Origin of the sequence: Streptomyces sp. PH10-H1 (genome assembly GCF_030063355.1) — a bacterium.
Taxonomy (GTDB): Bacteria; Actinomycetota; Actinomycetes; order Streptomycetales; family Streptomycetaceae; genus Actinacidiphila.
Genome location: NZ_JASISZ010000110.1, coordinates 1 through 20592, shown reverse-complemented (window position 1 = coordinate 20592; position 20592 = coordinate 1). Strand labels below are relative to the sequence as shown.

General features: G+C 71.7%; 18 protein-coding genes, 3 pseudogenes and 1 riboswitch. Of the genes and pseudogenes, 10 read left to right on the top strand and 11 right to left on the bottom strand.

The features are described 5' to 3' along the window. The 4 genes and pseudogenes from QMK24_RS37625 to QMK24_RS37610 all read right to left on the bottom strand — a co-directional run. Positions 1-359: pseudogene (locus QMK24_RS37625) on the bottom strand (hypothetical protein); the annotation flags it as partial. Then, positions 356-1045, bottom strand: a complete 690-nt coding sequence (locus QMK24_RS37620) for an SCO2322 family protein (protein ID WP_283471389.1) — start codon at positions 1043-1045, stop codon at positions 356-358. The pseudogene QMK24_RS37625 and the gene QMK24_RS37620, both read right to left, overlap by 4 nt. Next, entirely contained in the window at positions 1045-2256 is a 1212-nt protein-coding gene (locus QMK24_RS37615; RefSeq protein ID WP_283471388.1) for an SCO2321 family membrane protein, read from the bottom strand. The genes QMK24_RS37620 and QMK24_RS37615 overlap by 1 nt, the downstream gene beginning before the upstream one ends. Positions 2257-2385: 129 nt before the next feature. Next, positions 2386-2506, bottom strand: a riboswitch (cobalamin riboswitch). Positions 2507-2615: 109 nt separating this feature from the next. Beyond that, entirely contained in the window at positions 2616-3632 is a 1017-nt protein-coding gene (locus QMK24_RS37610; RefSeq protein ID WP_283471387.1) for a Strvi_7410 family MBL fold metallo-hydrolase, read from the bottom strand. Positions 3633-3734: 102 nt separating this feature from the next. Between QMK24_RS37610 and QMK24_RS37605 the strand changes: the two genes are divergently transcribed. From QMK24_RS37605 to QMK24_RS37580, 5 genes and pseudogenes are all read left to right on the top strand, one after another. Continuing rightward, complete coding sequence (locus QMK24_RS37605; RefSeq protein WP_283471386.1) at positions 3735-5213, top strand: aldehyde dehydrogenase; 1479 nt, start codon at positions 3735-3737, stop codon at positions 5211-5213. Then, positions 5213-5446 (top strand): ferredoxin, encoded by a 234-nt coding sequence (locus tag QMK24_RS37600; protein ID WP_283471384.1) that lies wholly within the window; start codon positions 5213-5215, stop codon positions 5444-5446. The genes QMK24_RS37605 and QMK24_RS37600 overlap by 1 nt, the downstream gene beginning before the upstream one ends. A gap of 144 nt (positions 5447-5590) precedes the next feature. Next, positions 5591-9098 (top strand): annotated as a pseudogene (lanKC, locus tag QMK24_RS42115) (class III lanthionine synthetase LanKC); the annotation flags it as partial. A 14-nt stretch (positions 9099-9112) separates the two neighbouring features. Next, entirely contained in the window at positions 9113-9343 is a 231-nt protein-coding gene (locus tag QMK24_RS37585) for a hypothetical protein (protein ID WP_283471383.1), read from the top strand. A gap of 64 nt (positions 9344-9407) precedes the next feature. Further along, positions 9408-9661: pseudogene (locus tag QMK24_RS37580) on the top strand (ABC transporter ATP-binding protein); the annotation flags it as partial. Here the strand turns inward: QMK24_RS37580 and QMK24_RS37575 are convergent. Then, a complete protein-coding gene (locus QMK24_RS37575; protein WP_283471382.1) occupies positions 9662-10240 on the bottom strand; it encodes a response regulator transcription factor in 579 nt (192 codons plus the stop codon). A 300-nt stretch (positions 10241-10540) separates the two neighbouring features. After that, entirely contained in the window at positions 10541-11164 is a 624-nt protein-coding gene (locus QMK24_RS37570; RefSeq protein ID WP_283471381.1) for a TetR family transcriptional regulator, read from the bottom strand. A gap of 234 nt (positions 11165-11398) precedes the next feature. Between QMK24_RS37570 and QMK24_RS37565 the strand changes: the two genes are divergently transcribed. From QMK24_RS37565 to QMK24_RS37555, 3 genes are read left to right on the top strand one after another with little or no spacing between them, the layout of a single operon-like run. Beyond that, positions 11399-12688: a glycosyltransferase family 4 protein gene (locus QMK24_RS37565; protein ID WP_283471380.1), complete on the top strand. Its 1290-nt coding sequence runs from the start codon at positions 11399-11401 to the stop codon at positions 12686-12688. Further along, the gene (locus tag QMK24_RS37560) at positions 12682-13425 is read left to right on the top strand and encodes a class I SAM-dependent methyltransferase (RefSeq protein WP_283471379.1); all 744 of its coding nucleotides are present in this window, start codon (positions 12682-12684) and stop codon (positions 13423-13425) included. The genes QMK24_RS37565 and QMK24_RS37560 overlap by 7 nt, the downstream gene beginning before the upstream one ends. After that, complete coding sequence (locus tag QMK24_RS37555; protein WP_283471378.1) at positions 13422-14537, top strand: prenyltransferase/squalene oxidase repeat-containing protein; 1116 nt, start codon at positions 13422-13424, stop codon at positions 14535-14537. Before QMK24_RS37560 ends, QMK24_RS37555 begins: the two co-directional genes overlap by 4 nt. A 7-nt stretch (positions 14538-14544) precedes the next feature. Here QMK24_RS37555 and QMK24_RS37550 read toward each other — a convergent pair whose 3' ends face one another. Beyond that, a complete protein-coding gene (locus QMK24_RS37550; RefSeq protein WP_283471377.1) occupies positions 14545-14832 on the bottom strand; it encodes a hypothetical protein in 288 nt (95 codons plus the stop codon). Between the two features lie 81 nt (positions 14833-14913). Between QMK24_RS37550 and QMK24_RS37545 the strand changes: the two genes are divergently transcribed. Continuing rightward, positions 14914-15696, top strand: a complete 783-nt coding sequence (locus QMK24_RS37545; RefSeq protein ID WP_283471376.1) for a maleylpyruvate isomerase family mycothiol-dependent enzyme — start codon at positions 14914-14916, stop codon at positions 15694-15696. Positions 15697-15783: 87 nt separating this feature from the next. Beyond that, entirely contained in the window at positions 15784-16332 is a 549-nt protein-coding gene (locus QMK24_RS37540) for a hypothetical protein (protein WP_283471375.1), read from the top strand. A gap of 118 nt (positions 16333-16450) precedes the next feature. Here QMK24_RS37540 and QMK24_RS37535 read toward each other — a convergent pair whose 3' ends face one another. The 4 genes from QMK24_RS37535 to QMK24_RS37520 form a co-directional block, all read right to left on the bottom strand. Beyond that, positions 16451-17461 (bottom strand): LLM class F420-dependent oxidoreductase, encoded by a 1011-nt coding sequence (locus QMK24_RS37535; RefSeq protein WP_283471374.1) that lies wholly within the window; start codon positions 17459-17461, stop codon positions 16451-16453. 155 nt (positions 17462-17616) lie between these two features. Then, positions 17617-18513 carry a DUF5336 domain-containing protein gene (locus QMK24_RS37530; protein WP_283471373.1) on the bottom strand — a complete coding sequence of 299 codons (897 nt, stop codon included), beginning with the start codon at positions 18511-18513 and terminating at the stop codon, positions 17617-17619. A gap of 175 nt (positions 18514-18688) precedes the next feature. Beyond that, entirely contained in the window at positions 18689-19669 is a 981-nt protein-coding gene (locus QMK24_RS37525; protein WP_502962586.1) for an N-acetylmuramoyl-L-alanine amidase, read from the bottom strand. A 23-nt stretch (positions 19670-19692) separates the two neighbouring features. Further along, on the bottom strand, positions 19693-20352 hold the full coding sequence (locus QMK24_RS37520; protein WP_283471372.1) for a class I SAM-dependent methyltransferase: 660 nt from the start codon (positions 20350-20352) through the stop codon (positions 19693-19695). Positions 20353-20592: the final 240 nt, after the last annotated feature.

The window sequence follows — 20592 nt, the reverse complement described above, 5'->3', positions numbered from 1 at the left end:
GTCCGGGACGCCGCAGTCGCCAGCCCGAGTGCCCACAGCCACCACGCCCCGGCGTGCAGCGCGGTCGACCGGGTGGCGGTCGCGACCCGGATGCCGGCGGGGTCCCGGCGCGGCGTGGCCTGCGGCTCCGCCTGTGAGCCCGCCGCCCGGCCGAACGGGTTCGCCGCCCGCGCGCTGCGAGCGTCCGGTGCCGCGTTCGGCGCATCGTCCGTCGCCGCCGCCTGCGTCGCCGCCGCCTGCGCCGCCGCCTGCGCCGCCTGCGCCGCCTGCGCCGCCTGCGCCGCCTGCGCCGCCTGCGCCGGCGGTGCGGCGGCGGTGTTGTGGCCGCACCGGAACGCCCGGCGTGCCCTGCCGCTCATCCGCGCCGGCGGCGGGCCTGCCAGACGGCCGCCCCGCCGAGGGCGAGGACGGCGGCGATGCCCGCGAACACGCCGAGCGAGGTGCTGCCGCCGGAACCGCCGGAGGCGCCCGCGTCACCCGACGCCTGCGGCGCGGGCGTCTTCGTCTTCGTACCGGTGTCGGAGGAGACCGGTTCGCCGCAGCCCGTCCTCGGGTAGCCGGCGACGGCGCACACCATGCCCGAGGAGTTGTAGCGCAGCGGCTTGGCGACGGCGGCGAGCGCGTCGGCGCCGGTCGCGTCACCGGGGACCCGCGCGCACGCGGTGCGGGGCGCGGGCGGGGTCTGGCCGCCGCCCGCGTCGGCGGCCGTGCCGAAGTCCAGGACCAGCGCGACCCGCTTGCTCCCGGCCTCGGCCGGGGTTCCCGCGCAGATCGCCGCGAACGACGTGGCGCCGGGGACGTCACGCGGCTTCGACGCGTCCTGGGCCTCGGCGCTGGCCGCGAAGCGCCAGCCCTCCACGGCCCCGTCGCCGGGCCGGTCCAGCGCGGGCCCGGTCTGCGCGTACGTCCACGTGTCGCCGGAGGCGGAGCGCTGCCAGAACGACCAGTAGCGGTACGCGGCGGCCTGGGCGGGCAGGGCGGTGACCGCGAGGAACGCGCCGAGCGTCAGCAGCACCGCGAGCGCCCGCAGCCGTGGGCGCGGCATCAGCCCTGCTTCTTCTTGCGGCCGCTGACGAGGAGTCCGACGCCGATGCTGGCGACGAAGAAGACCCCGACGATCCACCAGGTGGCGGCCGAGGATTTGCCGTCCTTCTTCGCGGCCTTGTCGGATGCGGATGCGGACGGGCTCGCGCTCGCGGCGGCGGCCGGCTTCGGGCCGAGGTTCGTGAGCTGCTGGACCAGGTCCACGCCGCCCGCGCTCTTCGGGTCGTTGCCGGTCGCGTGCGCGGCGAGGATCAGCTGCGACAGGGCCGCGGGATTGCCCTTCGACCAGGCGGCGGAGTTCTTCGCGAGCCAGTCGTACGGCGCCTTCGCCGGGTCGAGGTGACCGCCCGCGGCCAGCGCGATCACCGCGTCGGCGGTGGTGCCGTAGTCCGCCGTCGGCTTGTCCGCGCCCGGGGTGACGGCGGTCAGATGCCCGCCGCCCGCGGTGAGCTGCGCTGCCAGATACGCGGCACCGGCCGAGGCCGAACCGGCCGCGTCCAGCGACTTGTACGCGTCGGGTGACGCGCAGTCCGAGGCCTTCGCAGCCTGGTTGGCGGTCGGCGCGGTGACGACGAAGCCCGTACCCCGCGCACCGCGCACCGCGTCGGCGGTGGCCTTGGCGTTCACCGTGAGCTTGCCGTTCATCGGGTATCCGAAGGCCCCGCGGTCGGCGGCCTTCGCGTCGCAGCCGAACTGGAAGGCCTTCAGGCTGTCCTGCGACGGCTTGACGTCCTGCTTGACGGCTGCCAGCGCGCCGATCACCACACCGGTGGAGTCCGGGTCGGAGGCGCCGCCGGGGTTGTACGACCAGCCGCCGTCCTTGGTGCGCACCGACGTCAGCCAGTCGGTGGCCTTCTTCACGGACGCGTCCTTGCCGCCGAGCGCGACCAGCGCCTGCACGGCGATACCGGTCGCGTTCGTGTCCTCCGTCTTGGCGTCGCACGCCTTCGCCGGATCGGCGCGGTACGAGGGGAACCCGCCGTCCGCGCACTGCTGACCCGTGAGCCAGGCCACGGCGCTGTCGGCCGGCTTCACTCCCGCGGTGCTCAGCGCCAGCAGCGCGTACGACTGCCGCCACACCCCGTCGTACGTCGGGTCCGCGGTGCCGTAGAGGCCGGACGGCAGCGGGGTGTCGGCGGAGGCCGCGGGCACCGCGGCCATACCGAGCACAGTGGCGGCGGCGAGCGCGGCGGCGCTGCGACGGAGCTTCATGAGGGGTTGATGCCTTTCGCTGAGCGGGTGCGTGGCCGGGCGCACCACTGCGAGCCCGCGCACTGCGCGGGGCACCGGGCTCCGGCTCCGTAACCTCGACGGTGCCGATCGCTGCGCTTGCCTGGACCGGGAGCCGCTCCCGTCCGCGCGGGTACTCCGACTCACCGCCCCTGCCCTGGGAGACGGCTCACGGTTGCGGGTCAGTGCCGGATTCGCGCCGGCTTCCCCCACTCGGACGTGGATTGAATTGTCCCGAACACCATATGCCCTGCCGGTGGCGCTTCCGGTCCCGGCCCGCGGGGGTCCGCGCCGGCCCGGCCCGCGCGCGTCCGCGCCGCCCGCTCCGTCGGACCGAAACGTCAGACCGCCTGGTAGGCGACCGGGTCGGAGCCCGGGACGGCCTCGGCGCGGCCGGCCTTCACCAGACGCCGCAGATGGGCCTCGGCCTCGGAGACGGCGATGTTGCGGGAGCCGAAGGGGATCTGCTCCCAGGGGCGGTTCCACTCCATGACCTCGGCGAGCTGCCAGGGCGTACGGGGCGACTCGCTGATCAGCGCCCGCAGGCCGGCCAGCCGCGCCTCGTGGTGGTCGAGCAGCTCGCGCACCCGGCCCGCGGCGTCCTTGAAGGCGTACTGGTGGGCGGGGAGAACCTCGTCGGGGTCGAGGCGGCCGATGCGTTCCAAGGAGTCGAGGTAGTCGCCGAGGGGATCGGTCTCGGTGGCGTCGTCGGGGTCCTCGTACAGGCCGATGTGCGGGGAGATCCCGGGCAGCAGATGGTCGCCGGAGAAGAGCCGGCGGCTCTCCTCCAGGAACAGGCAGACGTGCCCGGGGGTGTGCCCCGGCGTCCAGATGGCGCGCAGTCGCCGGCCGGCGAGATCGACGAGCTCGCCGGGGACGATGTCGCGGTCCGGGAGCGCGGCCAGCAGTCCCGGCAGGCTGCGCAGCCTGCCGGACTCGCGGGCGGCGCGCAGCGGCGCGATGTGTTCCTCGGGGGCGCCGGCGGCGGCGAGTTTGGCGGTCATATAGGTCAGCCAGCGGGCCGGCTCCGCGGAGCGGGTGCGGCGTACGACGTCCGCGTCGGCGGCGTGCATGGCGATCCAGGCGCCGGAGACCTCGCGGACCTGAGCGGAAAGACCGTGGTGGTCGGGGTGGTGGTGGGTGATGAGGACGCCGTGCACCTCGGCGACGGAGGTGCCCGCCTCGATGAGGCCGCGTTCCAGCGCGGCGTATGAGTCGGGGTCGTCCCAGCCGGTGTCGATCAGCACGGGGCCGCGGTCGGTGTCCAGAAGGTGGACGAGCGTGTGGCCGAGCGGGTTGTCGGGGATCGGGACCGGGATGCTCCAGACCCCTCCGCCGTGGTCGGTCACGCGCACCATCTGGTCCCCTCTCGCCGACGAAGTCATTGCCCACTATAACTAGAACTGGTATCAGTTCTGAAACAGCGTCAGGTATGGGCCGACTCGCAGGAGGCACCAGTAATGACCGACCTCATCGAATACGGACAGCTTTTCATCGGCGGCCAGTTGGTGGACCCGCTCGGCAGCGAGACCATCGAGGTCATCTCCCCGCACACGGAACAGGTCATCGGGCGCGTGCCGCACGCCTCCCGCGAGGACGTGGACCGCGCGGTCGCCACCGCCCGCAAGGCGTTCGACGAGGGCCCGTGGCCGCGGATGACCCTCGACGAGCGGATCGCCGTCGTCACCCGCATCAAGGACACGATCGCCGCCCGGTACGACGAGATAGGCCGCCTCATCAGCTCCGAGAACGGCTCCCCGTACTCATGGAGCATCCTCGCCCAGTCGCTCGGCGCGATGATGGTGTGGGACGCGGCGATCACCGTCGCCCGCGACTTCCCCTACGAGGAGCACCGCGCCGGCGTCCTCGGCCCGATCCTGGTACGCCGCGAGCCGGTCGGCGTCGTGGCGGCCGTAGTGCCGTGGAACGTCCCGCAGTTCACCGCCGCCGCCAAGCTCGCGCCCGCGCTGCTCACCGGCTGCACGGTCGTACTGAAGCCGTCGCCGGAGACCCCGCTCGACGCGTACGTCCTCGCCGAGATCACCAAGGAGGCCGGGCTGCCCGACGGTGTGCTGTCCATCGTGGCGGCCGACCGTGAGGTCAGCGAGTACCTGGTCGGCCACCCCGGCATCGACAAGGTCTCGTTCACCGGCTCGGTCGCGGCCGGCCGGCGCGTGATGGAGGTCGCCTCCCGCAACCTCACCCGCGTCACCCTTGAACTGGGCGGCAAGTCCGCCGCCGTCATCCTGCCCGACGCGGACCTGGACACCGCCGTCCCCGGCATCACGTCGGCCGCCTGGATGAACAACGGCCAGGCGTGCGTCGCCCAGACCCGGATCCTGGCGCCGCGCTCGCGCTACGACGAAATCGCCGAGCGCTTCGCCGCGGCCGCCTCCGCCCTGGTCGTCGGTGACCCGCTCGACCCGGCCACCGAGGTCGGCCCGCTGGTCGCCAAGCGGCAGCAGCAGCGCTCGTTCGACTTCATCAGGATCGGCCAGGAGGAGGGCGCCAAGGTCCTCACCGGCGGCGGCCGCCCGGCCGGCCTGGACACCGGCTGGTATGTCGAGCCGACGCTCTTCGGGGATGTCAGCAACTCCATGCGGATCGCCCGCGAGGAGATCTTCGGCCCGGTCATCTGCCTGCTCCCGTACGACGACGAGGCCGAGGCGCTGCGGATCGCCAACGACTCCGACTTCGGCCTGTCCGGCAGCGTGTGGACCGGCGACGTCGAGCACGGCATCGACATCGCGCGCCAGGTGCGGACCGGCACGTACTCGGTCAACACCTTCAGCCTCGACATGCTCGGCCCCTTCGGCGGCTACAAGAACTCCGGCGTGGGCCGCGAGTTCGGTCCCGAGGGCTTCAGTGAGTACCTGGAGCACAAGATGATCCACCTGCCGGCGGGCTACAAGGCGGGCACGGCAGGGGCGGAGGGCTGATGGGCGACCGCTGGCACATCGAGGTGGACCGTACGGTCTGCATCGGCTCCGGCATGTGCGTCAGCGCCGCCCCGGACGGCTTCACCCTCGACAACGCCCGGCAGTCCCATCCGGCCGCCGCCGAGGCCGATGCCTCGGAGCTGGTGCTGGCGGCCGCCGAGGGCTGCCCGGTCGAGGCGATCACCATCAGGCTCCTCGCCACCGGGGAGCCGGTCTTCCCGCCCGAGGAGTAGCCCGGCTCTTTTGCCCGAGGAGCAGCCCGGCACCCGTGCATTCCGCACGTATGCGTTCTGCATGGTCCTTTCGTGACGGACACGACTGTTCCCTGTCACGGCCGCGTGAAAATCTCAACACCTCGCGGCCGGAGGGGGAGAGCCATGGACAAGCGGTACGAGGTCTTCTGCCTAGTCGACAGGCATTTCTACGAGACACCGGACCGCTTGTCCGCGGGCTCCGGAGCGGAAGCGGGGTCCGGTGCCGGGGCTGTACGAGGCGGCCCAGCGCCCGGTCCCCGAAGGATGGCGCAGCGGACGCTCCGGCGACTGGCTGAACCTCTTCCCGGTGGACGGCGCCGGCGCCCCGAGACCCGGATCGCCTCAGCAGGGCTGGAAGATCCATGTCTCCGCGTGTCTGGACAACGCCGAGAAGACCATCGCGAAGGTCTGGGACTACTGCGTCCCGCGGGCCATCCCGTTCAAGTTCGTGCCCGGTCCCAACGCCCTGTACCTGCGCAACTCCAAATACGCGGGGCGTGGATCCAGCGGCAAGTTCATCACCATCTACCCGGCGGACGACGAGCGGCTGCACACGATCCTGCGGGAGCTGGAAGTCCTGCTGGGCGGCGAGCCGGGTCCGTACATCCTCACCGATCTGCGCTGGGCGGACGGACCGCTGTACGTCCGGTACGGCGGATTCGTCCGCCGGTACTGCGTGGACGATTCCGGGGTCATGGTGCCCGCCATCGAGGATTCCGACGGGCGGCTCGTACCGGATCTGCGGGAGCCGGCCTTCCACGTGCCGACGTGGGTGACGCTGCCCGACTTCCTGCGGCCGCATCTGGACGCACGCAACGCCACGACCACGAACGACCTTCCGTACCGCATCGAGAGCGCCCTGCACTTCTCCAACGGGGGCGGCGTCTACACCGGCCAGGACGTGCGGACCGGTGAGAAGGTCGTCCTCAAGGAGGCCCGGCCGCACGCCGGACTGGCCGCCGACCGGGCCGACGCCGTCACCCGCCTGGGGCGTGAGAAGACCGCCCTGGAACGGCTGTCCGGGCTCGGGGCGGCCCCCGAGGTGCGCGACTGGTCCGTCCTGGGCGACCACCGATTCCTGGTCATGGACTTCCTGGAGGGCCGCACCCTCAACTCCTTCTTCGCGCAGCGCCTTCCGCTGTTCAACTGTTCAACGCCGAACCCGACCCGGTGGAGGTCGCCGACTACACCGACTGGGCGCTGCGCATCCACGCCTCCGTCGAGGCGGCCGTCGCCGCCGTGCACAGCCGGGGCGTGGTCTTCAACGACCTGCACATGTTCAACATCAAGGTCGGGCCCGACGAACAATCCGTCTCGCTGCTGGACTTCGAGGCCGCCGCGCACATCGACGAGCACCAGCGTCAGGTGATGGCCCGCCCCGGCTTCATCGCCCCGGCCGACCGCAGAGGCTTCGAGGTGGACCGGTACGCGCTCGCCTGTCTGCGGCTCGCCCTGTTCCTGCCGATGACGACGCTGCTGGTGATCGACCGCGACAAGGCCGTTCACCTGGCGGACATGGTGGCCGAACAGTTCCCGGTGCCCAGGGAGTTCCTCGACGAGGCCGTCGAGACCATCACCGGCAGCAGTCCCGCCGTCCGCCGCCGGACCCCTACGCTCCCGTGGAGCCCGCCGACTGGCCGCGCAGCCGCGACTCGATGGTCCGCGCGGTCCTCGCCTCCGCGACCCCGGAACGCGACGACCGGCTGTTCCCCGGGGACGTCGCCCAGTTCTCCGACGGCGGCGGCCTCGGGCTGGCGCACGGCGCGGCCGGCGTGCTGTACGCGCTCGCCGAGACCGGCGCCGCACGGTACGAAGCCGGTGAGGAATGGTTACTGCGGCACACCGACCCGCCGCCGCTCGGCACCCCGCTGGGTCTCTACGACGGCCTGCTCGGCACCGCCTACGTCCTCGACCGGCTCGGCCACACCGCGCGCGCCCTGGAACTGACGGAACGCGTGCTCGCCGAGAGATGGCAGCGCATGGTCCCCGACCTGTACGGCGGTCTCGCCGGAGCCGGGCTGGTGCTGGACCACCTCTCCCGGACCACCGGAGAGAGCCGGCTGCGTGACCATGCGCTGGAAGCGGCCCAGTCGGTCGCCGACCGGCTCGCCGAGGGCCCGGGGAACCACACCGGACTCCTGCACGGCGCCACCGGACCCGCCGTAACTACACCATGGCACTTCTCGACCTGCAGACGATGGAAATCCCGCAGACCTACGCGCGGGCCGCAGCGCCGCCCTCTGTCTGTGCACCACCGTCTCGGCGGCCATCGGACTCGCTCTGCCGGCCGCCCTCGGCCGGGCTATGGACCTGCTGCTCACCCGCGACAGCGGTCCGCAGGCCACCCGGTGGATCCCTGCTCTGCGGCGCCATCACCGGCGCGCTGGTCCTCCTCGACGCCCTCAACGGGCTGATCACCGGCGTCACCAACGCCCGTGGCACCGCCTGGATGCGCGGCCGTCTGCTGCGCCGCGTACCGGCCACAGGACCGCGTGTCACCTCCCGCTTCCCGCCCGGCGACCTCGTCCGCCCGGCTCGTCGGCAACGCGGCCCACGCGGGCACCGCCCCGGCCCAGGCCGCCACCCTGCTCGCCACCGTGGCCACCCCGGTCGGCGGCCTCGTCGCCCTCGCCCTCATCGATCCCTGGCTCGCGGCCGCCTTTCTCGTCGGCCTGCCGGTCCTCGCCCTGACGCTGCGCGCCTTCGTCCGCCGCTCGACCGACAGCATCACCCGCTACCAGACCGCCCAGGGCGACATCGCGGGCCGGCTCGTCGAAGCGCTCGGCGGCGCCCCCACCATCGCCGCCGCCGGTACCACCGCCCGCGAGACCGCCCGCATCATGGAACCCCTGCCGGAAGTGAGCCGCCAGGGACTGCGGATGTGGCGCATCCAGGGCCGCTCCACCGCGCAGGCCGCCACCGTCGTACCGCTCCTGCAGATCGCCGTCCTCGCGGTCGGCGGTGTCCGCCTCGCCCAGCGGCAGCTGAGCGTCGGAGACCTGCTGGCGGCATCGCGTTACGCGGTTCTCGCCACCGCCCTCGGCATGGCCGTGGGCCAGATCAACGGGCTGGTCCGCAGCCGCACCGCCGCCCGGCGGCTCGCCGATCTCCTCGCGGAACCGGCCACGGTGTACGGAGACGACCGGCTCGCGCCCGGCGGCACGGGTCGGCTCGAGCTGCGCGACATCACGGTGGTACGCGGCGGACGCACCGTGCTGACCACCTCGATCTGACCGTGCCCGGCGGTACCTCCGTGGCCGTCGTCGGACGCTCAGGCACCGGCAAGTCCGTACTGGCCGCGATCGCGGGGCGGCTCGCCGATCCGGACCAGGGAACCGTCGTACTCGACGGCGTTCCGCTGTCGGGCCTCTCCCGCGACGAACTGCGCGGCGCCGTCGGCTACGCCTTCGAACGTCCCGCGCTGCTGGGGGACACCATCGGCGGCACCATCGCCTTCGGCATCCCCGACCCCGGCCAGGACCGGGTCAGGGAGGCCGCCCGTAGCGCCTGTGCCGACAGCTTCATCCGGCTCCTCCTGCACGGCTACGCCACGCCCTGCGGCGATGCGTTCCTCTCCGGCGGAGAGTCCCAACGCCTCGGCCTGGCCCGCGCCTTCGCCCATCCCGGCCGGTGCGGCGGCCGCGGGTGCTGGCCGCGCTACTCGGATGGTCCCTGCTGGAGGCGGGGGAGACGTTCCTGACCGGGTTCGCGCTGGCGCGGGCCCTGGACGACGGATTCCTGGCGGGACACAGCGCGGTGGGCCTCGGCTGGCTGGGCGCGGCTGCGCTGGCCGTGGCGGCGGGCGCGTACGGGACGGGACGGGACGGGTGTTCCGTGCGGTGGCGGCCCTGGTGGAACCCCTCCGCGGCAGCCTGATGGGGCGGGTGGTGGCGCGAAGCCTGGGCGACGCCGTACGGAGCCCGCACCGCGCGGACACGGCGCCTATCTGTCGCCCGCGCCTCTCGTGCTTCTGGACGAGTCGACCTGCCACCTCGACCCGACCGCGGAGGCTCGCGCGGAACAGGCCTTGCGCCCCGGCCGGGCGGCGGCGCGCTGATCGTGATCGCGCACCGCATCAGTTCGGCGCGGCGCGCGGACCGGGGCATGGTCATGGACGGTACGCACACGGTCTGCGGCAGCCATGAGGAGTTGCTGGAGCGCTCCGCGCTCTACCAGGACCTGGTGGGGAACTGGTCACAGCCATCCGGCCACCCGGGATATCCGTATCGCGTCCACCCGGTTGCGGGCACCCGTCTTGCGGGTGATCGCGGCCATGTAGTTGCGCACGGTTCCATTGCCCAGGTGCAGGCCGCGGGCGATCTCGCCGATGGACGCGCCCTCGGCGGCGAGTGACAGCACGCTCAACTCGCGGGGCGTCAGCGGAATGTCGGCGGCCTGGAGAAAGTCGAAGGCGAGCGAATTGTCGATGAAACGTTTTCCTGTGGCGACCCGCCGGATTCCGCGTACCAACTCCTCCGGCGGGGCGTCTTTGTTGACGAACCCCAGCGCCCGGGCCTGCGACGCGCGGCGCAGCAGACCCGGGCGGCTCGCGGTGGCCAGAACGAGCAATGCGCACTCCTGGCCGGCCGCGTGGTCCTGTAACTCTGTCAGTTGCGCCACGTTGTCATGTTCCGCGGCGCCGGGACACTCCACGTCGACCACACAGACCTGAGTCCGTAACGAGCGTGCACGTCGTGGTGCGTTGCGCCAGGGAGTGGCGACCACCTCGATGTCGTGCTCCCTGCCCAGCAGCGCGGCGAGCGCGGACCGCATCAGCCATGTGTCATGTACCAGTAAAACCCGGATCACATTCGCCCCTCTGAGAACCGTGTTACCTGACCTCGTACCGAGCAACCCCATTCGTACCCGCGATGGCGGCGCGCATGGCGCCGCAATCCGGCCAAGGAGGGGCATGGAGGCGCACAAGCCGCGCGCATGTGCCCCTCGCACGCCGGGGTCGGGCCGGTGCCGTACGGCGCTCCCGCGGGCGCCAGCGGTGATCATGCAGGCGCAGGGCGCAGGGCGCAGGGCACAGGGCACAGGGCACAGGGCGCCCGAGGTTGCGCGGGCCTCTCAGGCCCGCTGCTCCGGCGCCGTCAGGTCGATGAGCCGGCACACCGTCTCGATGTCTATCTTCACCTGGGCGATGGAGGCGCGGCCGGACAGCCAGGTCACCAGGGCCGAGTGCCAGGTGTGCTCGATCACCCGGACCGCGGACAGCTGGTCGGCGGTCGGCGGGCCGTCGAGCCCCATGGCGTCGAGGATGATCGCGGTGGTGAGCCGGGAGACCGTGTCGACCTCGGGGCTCACGGAGCGGTCGGCGAACGTCAGGGCGCGCACCATGGCGTCGGCGAGGTGCGGCTCGCGCTGCATCGCGCGGAAGGCCCGCATCAGGGTCTCGGCGACCCGGTCGGCTGGCTCGGCGGTGACCGGCGGGCGCTTCCGCAGCGTCTCGTGCATCTGGCCGAGCTGGTCCTGCATGGTGGCGACCAGCAGATGGATCTTGGAAGGAAAGTAGCGGTAGAGCGTGCCGAGGGCGACGCCGGAGTTCTCGGCGACCTCACGCATCTGGACCGCGTCGAAACCGCCGCGGCAGGCGAGCTGCGCGCTGGCGTGCAGGATGCGACGGCGCCGGGCCTCCTGACGCTCGGTCAGCAGAGATGACGACGGCGCCGGCGGCTTGGGTTCTGTTGTCATTTGTCCCATTCCGTGACATTCCATCCGTATTCCGCGGTCACCGTGGCGCTGCGTTGCATGATGGCAGCCCAGGTGTCGTGGTGCGAATCACCTGGTCCGCCTCATTCGGGGCTGTCCCGCTGCCGGTAGATTCGGTTCTGAACGAACGAGTCTGAAACTTGTTCTAGATTAGCGCGACCGGTTACGCTCCGGCGGAAGTGAGTGAGAAGGGGGCCGGGAGTGACCGTTGAGGCCATGCCACTACGGATCGCGCTGCTCACCTACAAGGGGAACCCCTTCTGCGGGGGCCAGGGCGTCTACGTACGTCATCTCTCCCGTGAGCTGGCCCGGCTCGGCCATTCCGTCGAGGTGATCGGTGCCCAGCCCTACCCGGTGCTCGACGCCCTCGGTGAGGGTGTGACCCTGACCGAGCTGCCCAGCCTGGACCTCTACCGGCAGCCGGACCCGTTCCGCACTCCCCGGCCCGGCGAGTACCGCGACTGGATCGACGCCGTCGAGGTCGGCACGATGTGGACCGGCGGGTTCCCGGAACCGCTGACGTTCTCACTCCGTGCCCGGCGCCATCTGGCCGCCCGGCAGGGCGAGTTCGACGTGATCCACGACAACCAGACGCTCGGCTACGGGCTGCTCGGGCTCGGCACCCCGCTGGTCACGACGATCCACCACCCGATCACCGTCGACCGGCGGCTGGACCTGGCCGCGGCCCCCAGCTGGAAGCGCAGGCTGTCCGTACGCCGCTGGTACGGCTTCACGCAGATGCAGAAGCGCGTCGCCCGCCGTCTCCCGTCCGTGCTGACCGTCTCCGGCTCCTCCCGCGCGGAGATCGTGGAGGATCTGCGGGTGCGCCCCGACCGCGTCCATGTCGTGCACATCGGCGCGGACACCCGGCTCTTCTCGCCGGACGCCTCGGTGCCCGAGATCCCCGGCCGGATCGTCACCACCTCCAGCGCGGATGTGCCGCTGAAGGGCCTGGTCCACCTCGTCGAGGCGCTCGCCAAGCTCCGTGCCGAGCGTCCCGACGCGCATCTCGTCGTCGTCGGCAAGCGCGCCGAGGGCGGCCCGGTCGCCGCCGCCATCACCAAGTTCGGCCTCGAAGGCGCCATCGACTTCGTCAAGGGCATCAGTGACGCCGAACTCGTCGACCTCATCCGCGGCGCCGAGGTCGCCTGTGTCCCCTCGCTCTACGAAGGCTTCTCGCTGCCCGCCGCCGAGGCGATGGCCACCGGCACCCCGCTGGTCGCCACCACCGGCGGTGCGATCCCCGAGGTGGCCGGAACCGACGGCGAGACCTGTCTGGCCGTACCGCCCGGCGACGCCGGCGCGCTCGCCGCGGCGCTGGGCCGGCTGCTCGGGGACGTGGACCTGCGCCGCCGCCTGGGCGCGGCCGGCCGGCAGCGGGTGCTGACCCGCTTCACCTGGGAACAGGCCGCCATCGGCACCGCAGAGCACTACCGGGCGGCGATCGCCGCCCAGTCCGCCGCCCCCGCCACGAACCCCCGGACGAAAGCAGAGGCTCCGTGCTGACCGTCGACTTCTCCCGTTTCCCGCTCGCACCCGGCGACCGGGTGCTCGATCTGGGCTGCGGCGCGGGCCGGCACGCCTTCGAGTGCTACCGGCGCGGCGCCCATGTCGTCGCCCTGGACCGCAACGGCGACGAGATCCGCGAGGTCGCCAAGTGGTTCGCGGCGATGAAGGCGGAGGGCGAGGCCCCGGCCGGTGCCTCCGCCATCGCCATGGAGGGCGACGCGCTGCAGCTGCCGTTCCCGGACGACAGTTTCGACGTCGTGATCATCTCCGAGGTCATGGAACACATCCCGGACGACAAGGGCGTACTCGCCGAGATGGTGCGGGTGCTGCGGCCGGGCGGCCGGATAGCGATCACCGTGCCGCGCTTCGGTCCCGAGAAGATCTGCTGGGCGCTCTCCGACGCCTACCACGAGGTCGAGGGCGGCCACATCCGCATCTACCGGGGCGACGAACTCCTCGGCAAGATGCGTGAGGCCGGCCTCACGCCCTACGGCACCCACCACGCGCACGGGCTGCACTCCGCGTACTGGTGGATCAAGTGCGCCGTCGGCGTCGACAACGACAAGGCCCTGCCGGTGAAGCTGTACCACAAGCTCCTGGTCTGGGACATCATGAAGAAGCCGCTGGCCACCAGGGTCGCCGAGCAGGCCCTCAACCCGCTCATCGGCAAGAGTTTCGTGGCCTACGCCACCAAGCCGCACCTGCCCGCCGCGGCCGCCGGGGTGGACGCATGACGAGTCCGGGGCGCACCGAGCACCTCGTCCTGCCCGGAGTTCTCACCGCGGAGGAGGCCGAGCTGACCGTGGCCGGCATCGCCGCGATCCAGCGGGCCGACGGCGCCATTCCGTGGTTCACCGGCGGTCACCTCGACCCCTGGGACCACGTCGAGTCGGCCATGGCGCTGGACGCCGCGGGCGAGCACAGCCGCGCAGAGGCCGCGTACCGCTGGCTCGCCGACCGGCAGAACGCCGACGGCTCCTGGTACGCCGCGTACTCGTACGCCGGGGACGTGCCGGGCGCGGATACGGCAGCCGGGGTCGCGGCGGGCGAGCCCTCCGACCGGACGCGCGAGACCAACTTCGTCGCCTACGTCGCCGTGGGGATCTGGCACCACTATCTGTCCACCGGCGACGACGCCTTCCTCGAGCGTCTGTGGCCGACGCTCTACGCCGCGGTGGAGTTCGTCCTCGCCCTCCAGCTGCCCGGCGGGCAGATCGCCTGGAAGCGTGACGACGACGGCAGTTTCCCCGAGGAGGCGCTGCTCACCGGCTCGTCCTCCATTTATCAGGCGCTGCGCTGCGCGCTGGCCGTCGCCGACTACCGCGAAGAGCCGCAGCCCGACTGGGAGTTGGCGACCGGCCTGCTCGGCCACGCGGTGCTCCATCACCCCGAGCGGTTCCTCGACAAGGGCCGCTTCTCGATGGACTGGTACTACCCGGTGCTCGGTACCGCGCTGCGTGGTCCTGCCGCCAAGGAGCGCATCGAGGCGCACTGGGAGGCCTTCGTGGTGCCCGGCCTCGGGGTCCGCTGCGTCTCGGACCGCCCCTGGGTCACCGGGGGCGAAAGCGCGGAACTCGCCCTCGCCCTGTGGGCGATGGGCGAGTCCGACCGCGCGGTGGAGATCCTCGCCGACATCCAGCACCTGCGCGTCGGGGAGGACGGCATGTACTGGACCGGCTACGTCTACGATGACGACGCCGTATGGCCGGAGGAGCGCACCTCCTGGACGGCGGGCGCGCTGCTGCTGGCGGTGGCCGCGCTCGGGGGGGACGAGGCGACCACCGCGGTCTTCGGCGGCGAACGGCTTCCGATCGGCCTGGCCCCGGACGACGCGGGCTGCTGTTAGCGCCGGGTCAGGCGCGGTTGACCCGGCCGGCCACCGCGTGGCCGATGACCAGGTAGACCGCGGCCGGCAGGCCGTAGTTCAGCACGGTGCGGAGTTTGTCCGAATTCATCGTGAACAGGTCGAGGGACCAGCCCGCCAGCCAATTCGCTGAATTGTGGACCCAGTTGACCAGGTCGTTGGCCCTGTTGGCGTCGAGCAGATACATCAGTATCCACACGATCAGGATCAGGGCTGCGACATCTGCGGCGATCAGGATGATCGCCGCTGCGGGATTGCCTCGGTAGCGTCTGGACATAACCCTCGCCTTGCCCGGTTAGGCTGATTGAAACTGCTGGTGGACAATCCTTTCGATCCGAAGTGACAGGGGCGGCGGCGCATGGCCTGGTTGGCGCACGAGGCGTACTGCACAGCGATCGTCGAGGAGACCGCCCGGCTGCGCGACACACTCCGCGGTTCCGACCCCGGTGCGAAGGTGCCCACCTGCCCGGGCTGGACCCTGCACGAGCTGGCGGCCCACGTCGGCCAGGCGCACCGCTGGGCGGAGGCGATCGTCAGAACCAGGGCCGAGGAGTACCTCCCCGAGAACCAAGTGCCGGACTACGAGGCGCCGGCGGGCGCCGGCCGGCTGGACAGCTGGCTGGCCGATGGCGCCGAGCGGTTCGCCGCCACGCTCCGCGAAGCGGGCCCCGAGCTGCCCGTATGGACCTGGGCCCGGCCGCAGGAAGCCGGATTCTGGGCCCGCCGGATGGTCCTGGAGACCCTGGTGCACCGCGCCGACGCCTCGCTGGCCACCTGGAGCGACTACCACGCGCCCGCCGAGCTCGCCGCTGACGCGATCGACGAATGGCTGGAGATCATCACCGATCCGCTCGCCGTCGAACAGACCCCGGAACTCGCGGAACTGCGCGGCCATGGACAGACCCTCCACCTGCACGCGACCGACAGTCCGGACGGGCTGGTGGCGGAATGGGTCATAGAGCGCGGTCCGGAAGCCGTCACCTGGCGGCGTGAACACGCCAAGGGCGATGTCGCGCTGCGCGCCCCGCTCACCGACCTGCTGCTCGCCTTCTACCGGCGGCTGCCGCTCGACAGCGACCGGGTGCAGGTGCTCGGGGACCGCGCGCTGCTGGACCACTGGCTGGCACGTACGGCCTTCTGAGCGGTCCGAGCCGCCCCGAGTGGCGGGGGTGCGCGGGGCGGGTGATCCTGCGAGGACGTGTGCCCCGTACGTCCTCGGAGGTCGACCGTGCCGAATGGCATCCCCCTGCGCCGCCTGCTGACCGCGTTGCTGCTCTGCACCGCGCTCCTCACCGCGACGACCGCCTGCAACGACAAGGCGAAGAACGCGGCGACGTCCGGCAGTCCGACGCCATCGACCACGGCAGAGCAGCAGAAGCTCGCCAAGACCCGCTTCGTGGCGAACGCCGGGCTCGCGGCGGGTGCCACCTACCAGTGGATCATCAAGCCGTTCCGTGCCGGCACGTTCAAAAAGGGCGCGGACGGCCGGACGTTCGCCCTGGTCAAGGCGGGCCTGGCCGGAGCGTTCGCCTACAACCGCCTCAAGGCCGCAGCCGACAACGCCAAGGGTGATCCGACGCTGTCCAAACTGGTCGCCCCGCTGACCAGCGGAATCGACGCACTCAAGGACCTGCCGAGCAAGCTGCGCAAGGGCGACTCGACGGATGCCGTGGTCGGCAGCTTCGAGAACACGATCAACGGCGTAAAGGACGCGGGCAAAAAGGCCGGCGCCACCGTGACGGACCAGATCCCGTCAGCAAGCCAGCTGGGCGGCTAAAAGCTGCAGGGGGGCCGGGACCGCAGAGGAGAGCGATCCCAACGGAACCCGGCCCCGGAGGACCCGGCCCCCGGCCCCCGACCCGCACCCGACCGGACCCAACCCCCAAGCCCGCCGCCTAGGCGTTCAGCTCGGCCAGTACTCGCAGCGTGGACGCGTCCGGCGCCGTCACCAGCAAGTCCGTGACCGGCCCCGACCGCCACATCTCCAGCCGCTCCGCGATCCGCTCCCGCGGCCCGACCAGCGAGATCTCGTCCGCGAAAGCATCCGGCACCGCCAGCACCGCCTCCTCCCTGCGCCCGTCGAGGAACAGCCGCTGGATGTGCCGGGCCTCCTCCTCGTACCCCATCCGGGCCATCAGGTCGGCGTGGAAGTTCTTCGCCTGCGCACCCATCCCGCCGATGTAGAAGCCGAGCATCGCCTTGACGGGCAGCAGCCCCTCGGCCACGTCGTCGCACACCTTCGCCCGCACCAGGGGCGCGACCATGAAGTCCTTGGGGGCGTCGGCCAGCGACAGCTCGTAGACATCGGTACGCATCGGCGACCAGTACAGCGGCATCCAGCCGTCCGCGATGCGGGTCGTCTGCGCGATGTTCTTCGGGCCTTCCGCGCCGAGCAGGATCGGGAGGTCGGCGCGGAGCGGGTGGGTGATCGGCTTGAGCGGTTTGCCGAGTCCGGTACCGTCCTCGCCGGAGTACGGATGACTGTGAAACCGGCCCGCCAATTCCACCGGACCTTCCCGCCGGAAGACCTGCCTCAGCACCTCCACATACTCCCGGGTCGCCGTCAGCGGGCTCTTCGGGAACGGCCGGCCGTACCAGCCTTCGACCACCTGAGGCCCCGAGAGCCCGAGGCCGAGAATCATCCGCCCGCCGGACAGATGGTCCAGGGTGAGGGCGTGCATCGCGGTGGCGGTGGGGGAGCGGGCGGCCATCTGCGCGATGCCGGTCCCCAGTTTGATACGGGAGGTGTGCGCGGCGATCCAGGTCAGCGGGGTGAAGGCGTCGGAGCCCCACGCCTCGGCGGTCCAGACGGAGTGGTAGCCGAGCCGCTCGGCCTCCTGCGCGAGTTCCACGTCGTGCGGGTGGGGGCCGCGCCCCCAGTAGCCGAGTGCCAGTCCGAGTCTCACGGGGCCGCCCCTTCCCGATATCTGACGATGCGTCAGTTCAGTTCGGGACTGTACGGCACCGGCCGCGGCCGCGAAAGGCGTGAGCCCCCGCCCGGACACCGGACGGGGGCTCACGCTGTGCGCATGGCCGAGTGATCGGCCGAGCCGGCTGGTGATCAGCCGCGCTGGATACCGCTGGTGTCCTGCAGCACGCCGCGACGGCCGTCCTGCGTCTGCGCGACCAGCGCGGGACCGCGCTGCTCAACGGCCAGGTACCAGGTACCCGGCGCCAGCTCGGCGATCGGCGTCGGCGAGCCGTCCTCAGGGAACAGCGGGCGCGGCACCGGCACCGCGAACCAGAACGCCGTGAAGTCCGGGGAACCGGGCTGCGGCTGCTGGGCCTGCGGGGCCGCCGGGGCGGGCGGCTGACCGCCGAAGGCGTGCGGCTGCGGCTGTCCGCCGAACGACGGGTCGGGCGCCGGAGCCCCCGGGTAGCCGTAGCCACCCGGCTGCGGCATGCCCGGCTGTGCCAGACCCGGCTGTGCCAGACCCGGCTGCGGAGCGCCCGGGTAGGGCTGGCCCGGGTACGGCTGCTGCGGCGGCTTCGGAGCGCCGGCCAGCGGAGCCTTCAGCGCCGGCAGGCGCGTCGACAGCACCGCGACGACCGCGAGCGCGATGCCGAAGACGAGCGTCAGCCACGCGCCGACGCCCTTGCTGACACCGTCGCTGGATTCGGGGGAGAGGTTGGACAGCGCCGACCACAGGGCCGACCAGCCGGCGAAGACGGCGAGCGCCACACCCCACTGGTCAAGCGCCAGTCCGAGCACCTGACGCCCCGCGGGCTGCGTCCGGGCGGCGACGATCAGGCCCGCGGCGATCAGCGCGGCGAGAGTCACGGAAGGCAGCACCGGGAACAGTGCGGAGTTCCATGAACTGACCGACTTCTCTACGACGCCTTCGCCGGAGCCGCTGTACGACTTGTAGGTGAAGAACGGCAGGAACGAGGCGATCAGCAGCAGTACCGCTGCTCCGATCACCGCGCCGTCTCCTCGGGACAGGGAGCGGATGTTCACGTAAGGTCCTTTGTCAGTCTCGGGGTCTTCGTCGCTGTCGCCGGTACGCGCAGCGCTCTCTGCCAGTTCATGGGCGAGGCGCGGGGGTGGCCCCCCATCGTAAGGGTGCGGTTCGCAGCCGGTGAGCCGGGTGCGGCAACTGGTGCGCAATCGGCGCCGAATGGCTACCGGTTGGTCACCTCTTCCCTTGGAGGAAAGCAGTAATTCCGTCAGCAATGCCCTCCGCCGCGCGCTGCCGCCACGTCGGATCCGTGAACTTTTCCGCGTCCTGGGCGTCCCGCATATTGCCGCACTCGATGAACGCCTTCGGGACCGTGGACAGATTGAGCCCGCCCAGATCGTCGCGGGCCATCAGCCCGGTGCCGTCCGCGAGGTAGTTCGACGGCTGGGAATCCGTCGCGGACGCGAAGTGCGCCTTGAGGGCCAGGCCGAGCAGCCCGGACGGCGCCACGATGGGCCGGGTGTCGGCGGCCCCCGCGTGCACGGTGGCCGGCGTGATCACATGGAATCCGCGATTCCCCGCCGCCGATCCGTCCCCGTGGACGGACACGGCCGCGTCCGCGTGCGCCTCATTGCCGATCCGCGCCCGCTCGTCGATGCACGGCCCGAACGTGCGGTCGCCGTCCTGCGTCAACCGCACCCTCGCACCGCGCTCCGCCAGCAGGGCACGGACCCGGCGCGACACGTCGAGAGAGAACGACGCCTCCGCATATCCACTATTGGTGGATGTGCCGGTTGTGTCGCATTCTTTGCTGGTCGTCCCGATATTCACGAGTCGATTGATCTCGGCGGTGTGGTTCACGTTGTTCGTGTTGTGTCCCGGGTCGATGACAACGACCTTTCCCCGGAGGGGGAGGGGGGCGGCGGGAGCCGCTTTCGCTGGATCCGATGTGGGGTCCTGCGCGCCGGACGACGCCGTCGACGGCGTCAGCGACGCCGCAGGCACCGAAGGCGCGGCCTTGCCGTCCACCGAGTCGTTCCCGCGCGGCGCCGACGCCGACGGCAGGGGCAGCACCCGCTGGGACCCGTCGCCACCGCCCGGCCCGTGCAGCGACTGGTACACGAGCCAGCCCGCGAAGCAGGTGGGCACCAGCACGGCCGCGGAAATGACCAGGGCGCCGGCCCTGCCACTTGTCCTTGACTCGTCGTTGAACACGATTCCGATGCTATCGGGCCATCTCAGATCCCCGCTCCCGTACGGCGCAGCACCCGCAGTGAGCGCGTCACCGACACCTCCGTGAACGCCCCGGACTCCAGCGCCCGCCGGTACACCCGGTACGGCGCCTGGCCGCCGTCCGCCGGATCGGGGAACACGTCGTGGACCACCAGCAGGCCCTCCGGCGCCACGTGGGGGGCCCAGCCCTCGTAGTCGGCGGTGGCGTGCTCATCGGTGTGCCCGCCGTCGATGAAGACCAGGCCAAGCGGCTTCCCCCAGGCCGCCGCGACCTTCGGGGAACGGCCCGCGATCGCGATCACGTCGTCCTCCAGACCGGCGGCGTGGAGCGTCCGCCGGAACGTCGGCAGGGTGTCCATCAGGCCGACCTCCGGGTCGACGAGGTCCCTGTCGTGGTACTCCCAGCCGGGCTGCTGCTCTTCGCTGCCGCGATGGTGGTCCACGGTGACGGCCACAGTGCCGGCCGCTCGGGCCGCGGCGGCGAGGAGGATCGTGGAGCGACCGCAGTAGGTGCCCACTTCGAGCAGTGGCAGGCCTTTCAGGCGGGTGGCGGCGTCGGTGGCGGCGGCGTGGAGGGCGAGGCCTTCGTCGAGCGGCATGAAGCCTTTGGCCGCTTCGAACGCGGCTTGGACGTGGGGGTCTACGTCTACGTCTGCGTGGGCCATGGATGTGCCGCCTTCTGGTCGGGTGTGTTCGGGCATCCTGCCAGGTCCGGGGGCCGGGTCCTCCGGTGCGGGGGTTCGAAATCGACTATTTACGGGCCTTGCGGCCCACAAATGGCTCGGCAGCATTTCGAACCCCCGCCCCTGCGGCCCCGTCCCCCTCCCGTCGGATCGAAAGTGTCCGTTGCGGGCCCACGGTTCTGACGTACGCCCCGGGGGGTGGCGTTGCCGGCGGGCCGGATA

Bases quoted from the DNA above. Each gene is read 5' to 3' on its own strand.
- QMK24_RS37620 (WP_283471389.1), bottom strand. From the start codon at position 1,045: ATGCCGCGCCCACGGCTGCGGGCGCTCGCGGTGCTGCTGACGCTCGGC.
- QMK24_RS37615 (WP_283471388.1), bottom strand. From the start codon at position 2,256: ATGAAGCTCCGTCGCAGCGCCGCCGCGCTCGCCGCCGCCACTGTGCTC.
- QMK24_RS37610 (WP_283471387.1), bottom strand. From the start codon at position 3,632: ATGGTGCGCGTGACCGACCACGGCGGAGGGGTCTGGAGCATCCCGGTC.
- QMK24_RS37605 (WP_283471386.1), top strand. From the start codon at position 3,735: ATGACCGACCTCATCGAATACGGACAGCTTTTCATCGGCGGCCAGTTG.
- QMK24_RS37600 (WP_283471384.1), top strand. From the start codon at position 5,213: ATGGGCGACCGCTGGCACATCGAGGTGGACCGTACGGTCTGCATCGGC.
- QMK24_RS37575 (WP_283471382.1), bottom strand. From the start codon at position 10,240: ATGCGGTCCGCGCTCGCCGCGCTGCTGGGCAGGGAGCACGACATCGAG.
- QMK24_RS37570 (WP_283471381.1), bottom strand. From the start codon at position 11,164: ATGACAACAGAACCCAAGCCGCCGGCGCCGTCGTCATCTCTGCTGACC.
- QMK24_RS37565 (WP_283471380.1), top strand. From the start codon at position 11,399: ATGCCACTACGGATCGCGCTGCTCACCTACAAGGGGAACCCCTTCTGC.
- QMK24_RS37555 (WP_283471378.1), top strand. From the start codon at position 13,422: ATGACGAGTCCGGGGCGCACCGAGCACCTCGTCCTGCCCGGAGTTCTC.
- QMK24_RS37550 (WP_283471377.1), bottom strand. From the start codon at position 14,832: ATGTCCAGACGCTACCGAGGCAATCCCGCAGCGGCGATCATCCTGATC.
- QMK24_RS37545 (WP_283471376.1), top strand. From the start codon at position 14,914: ATGGCCTGGTTGGCGCACGAGGCGTACTGCACAGCGATCGTCGAGGAG.
- QMK24_RS37520 (WP_283471372.1), bottom strand. From the start codon at position 20,352: ATGGCCCACGCAGACGTAGACGTAGACCCCCACGTCCAAGCCGCGTTC.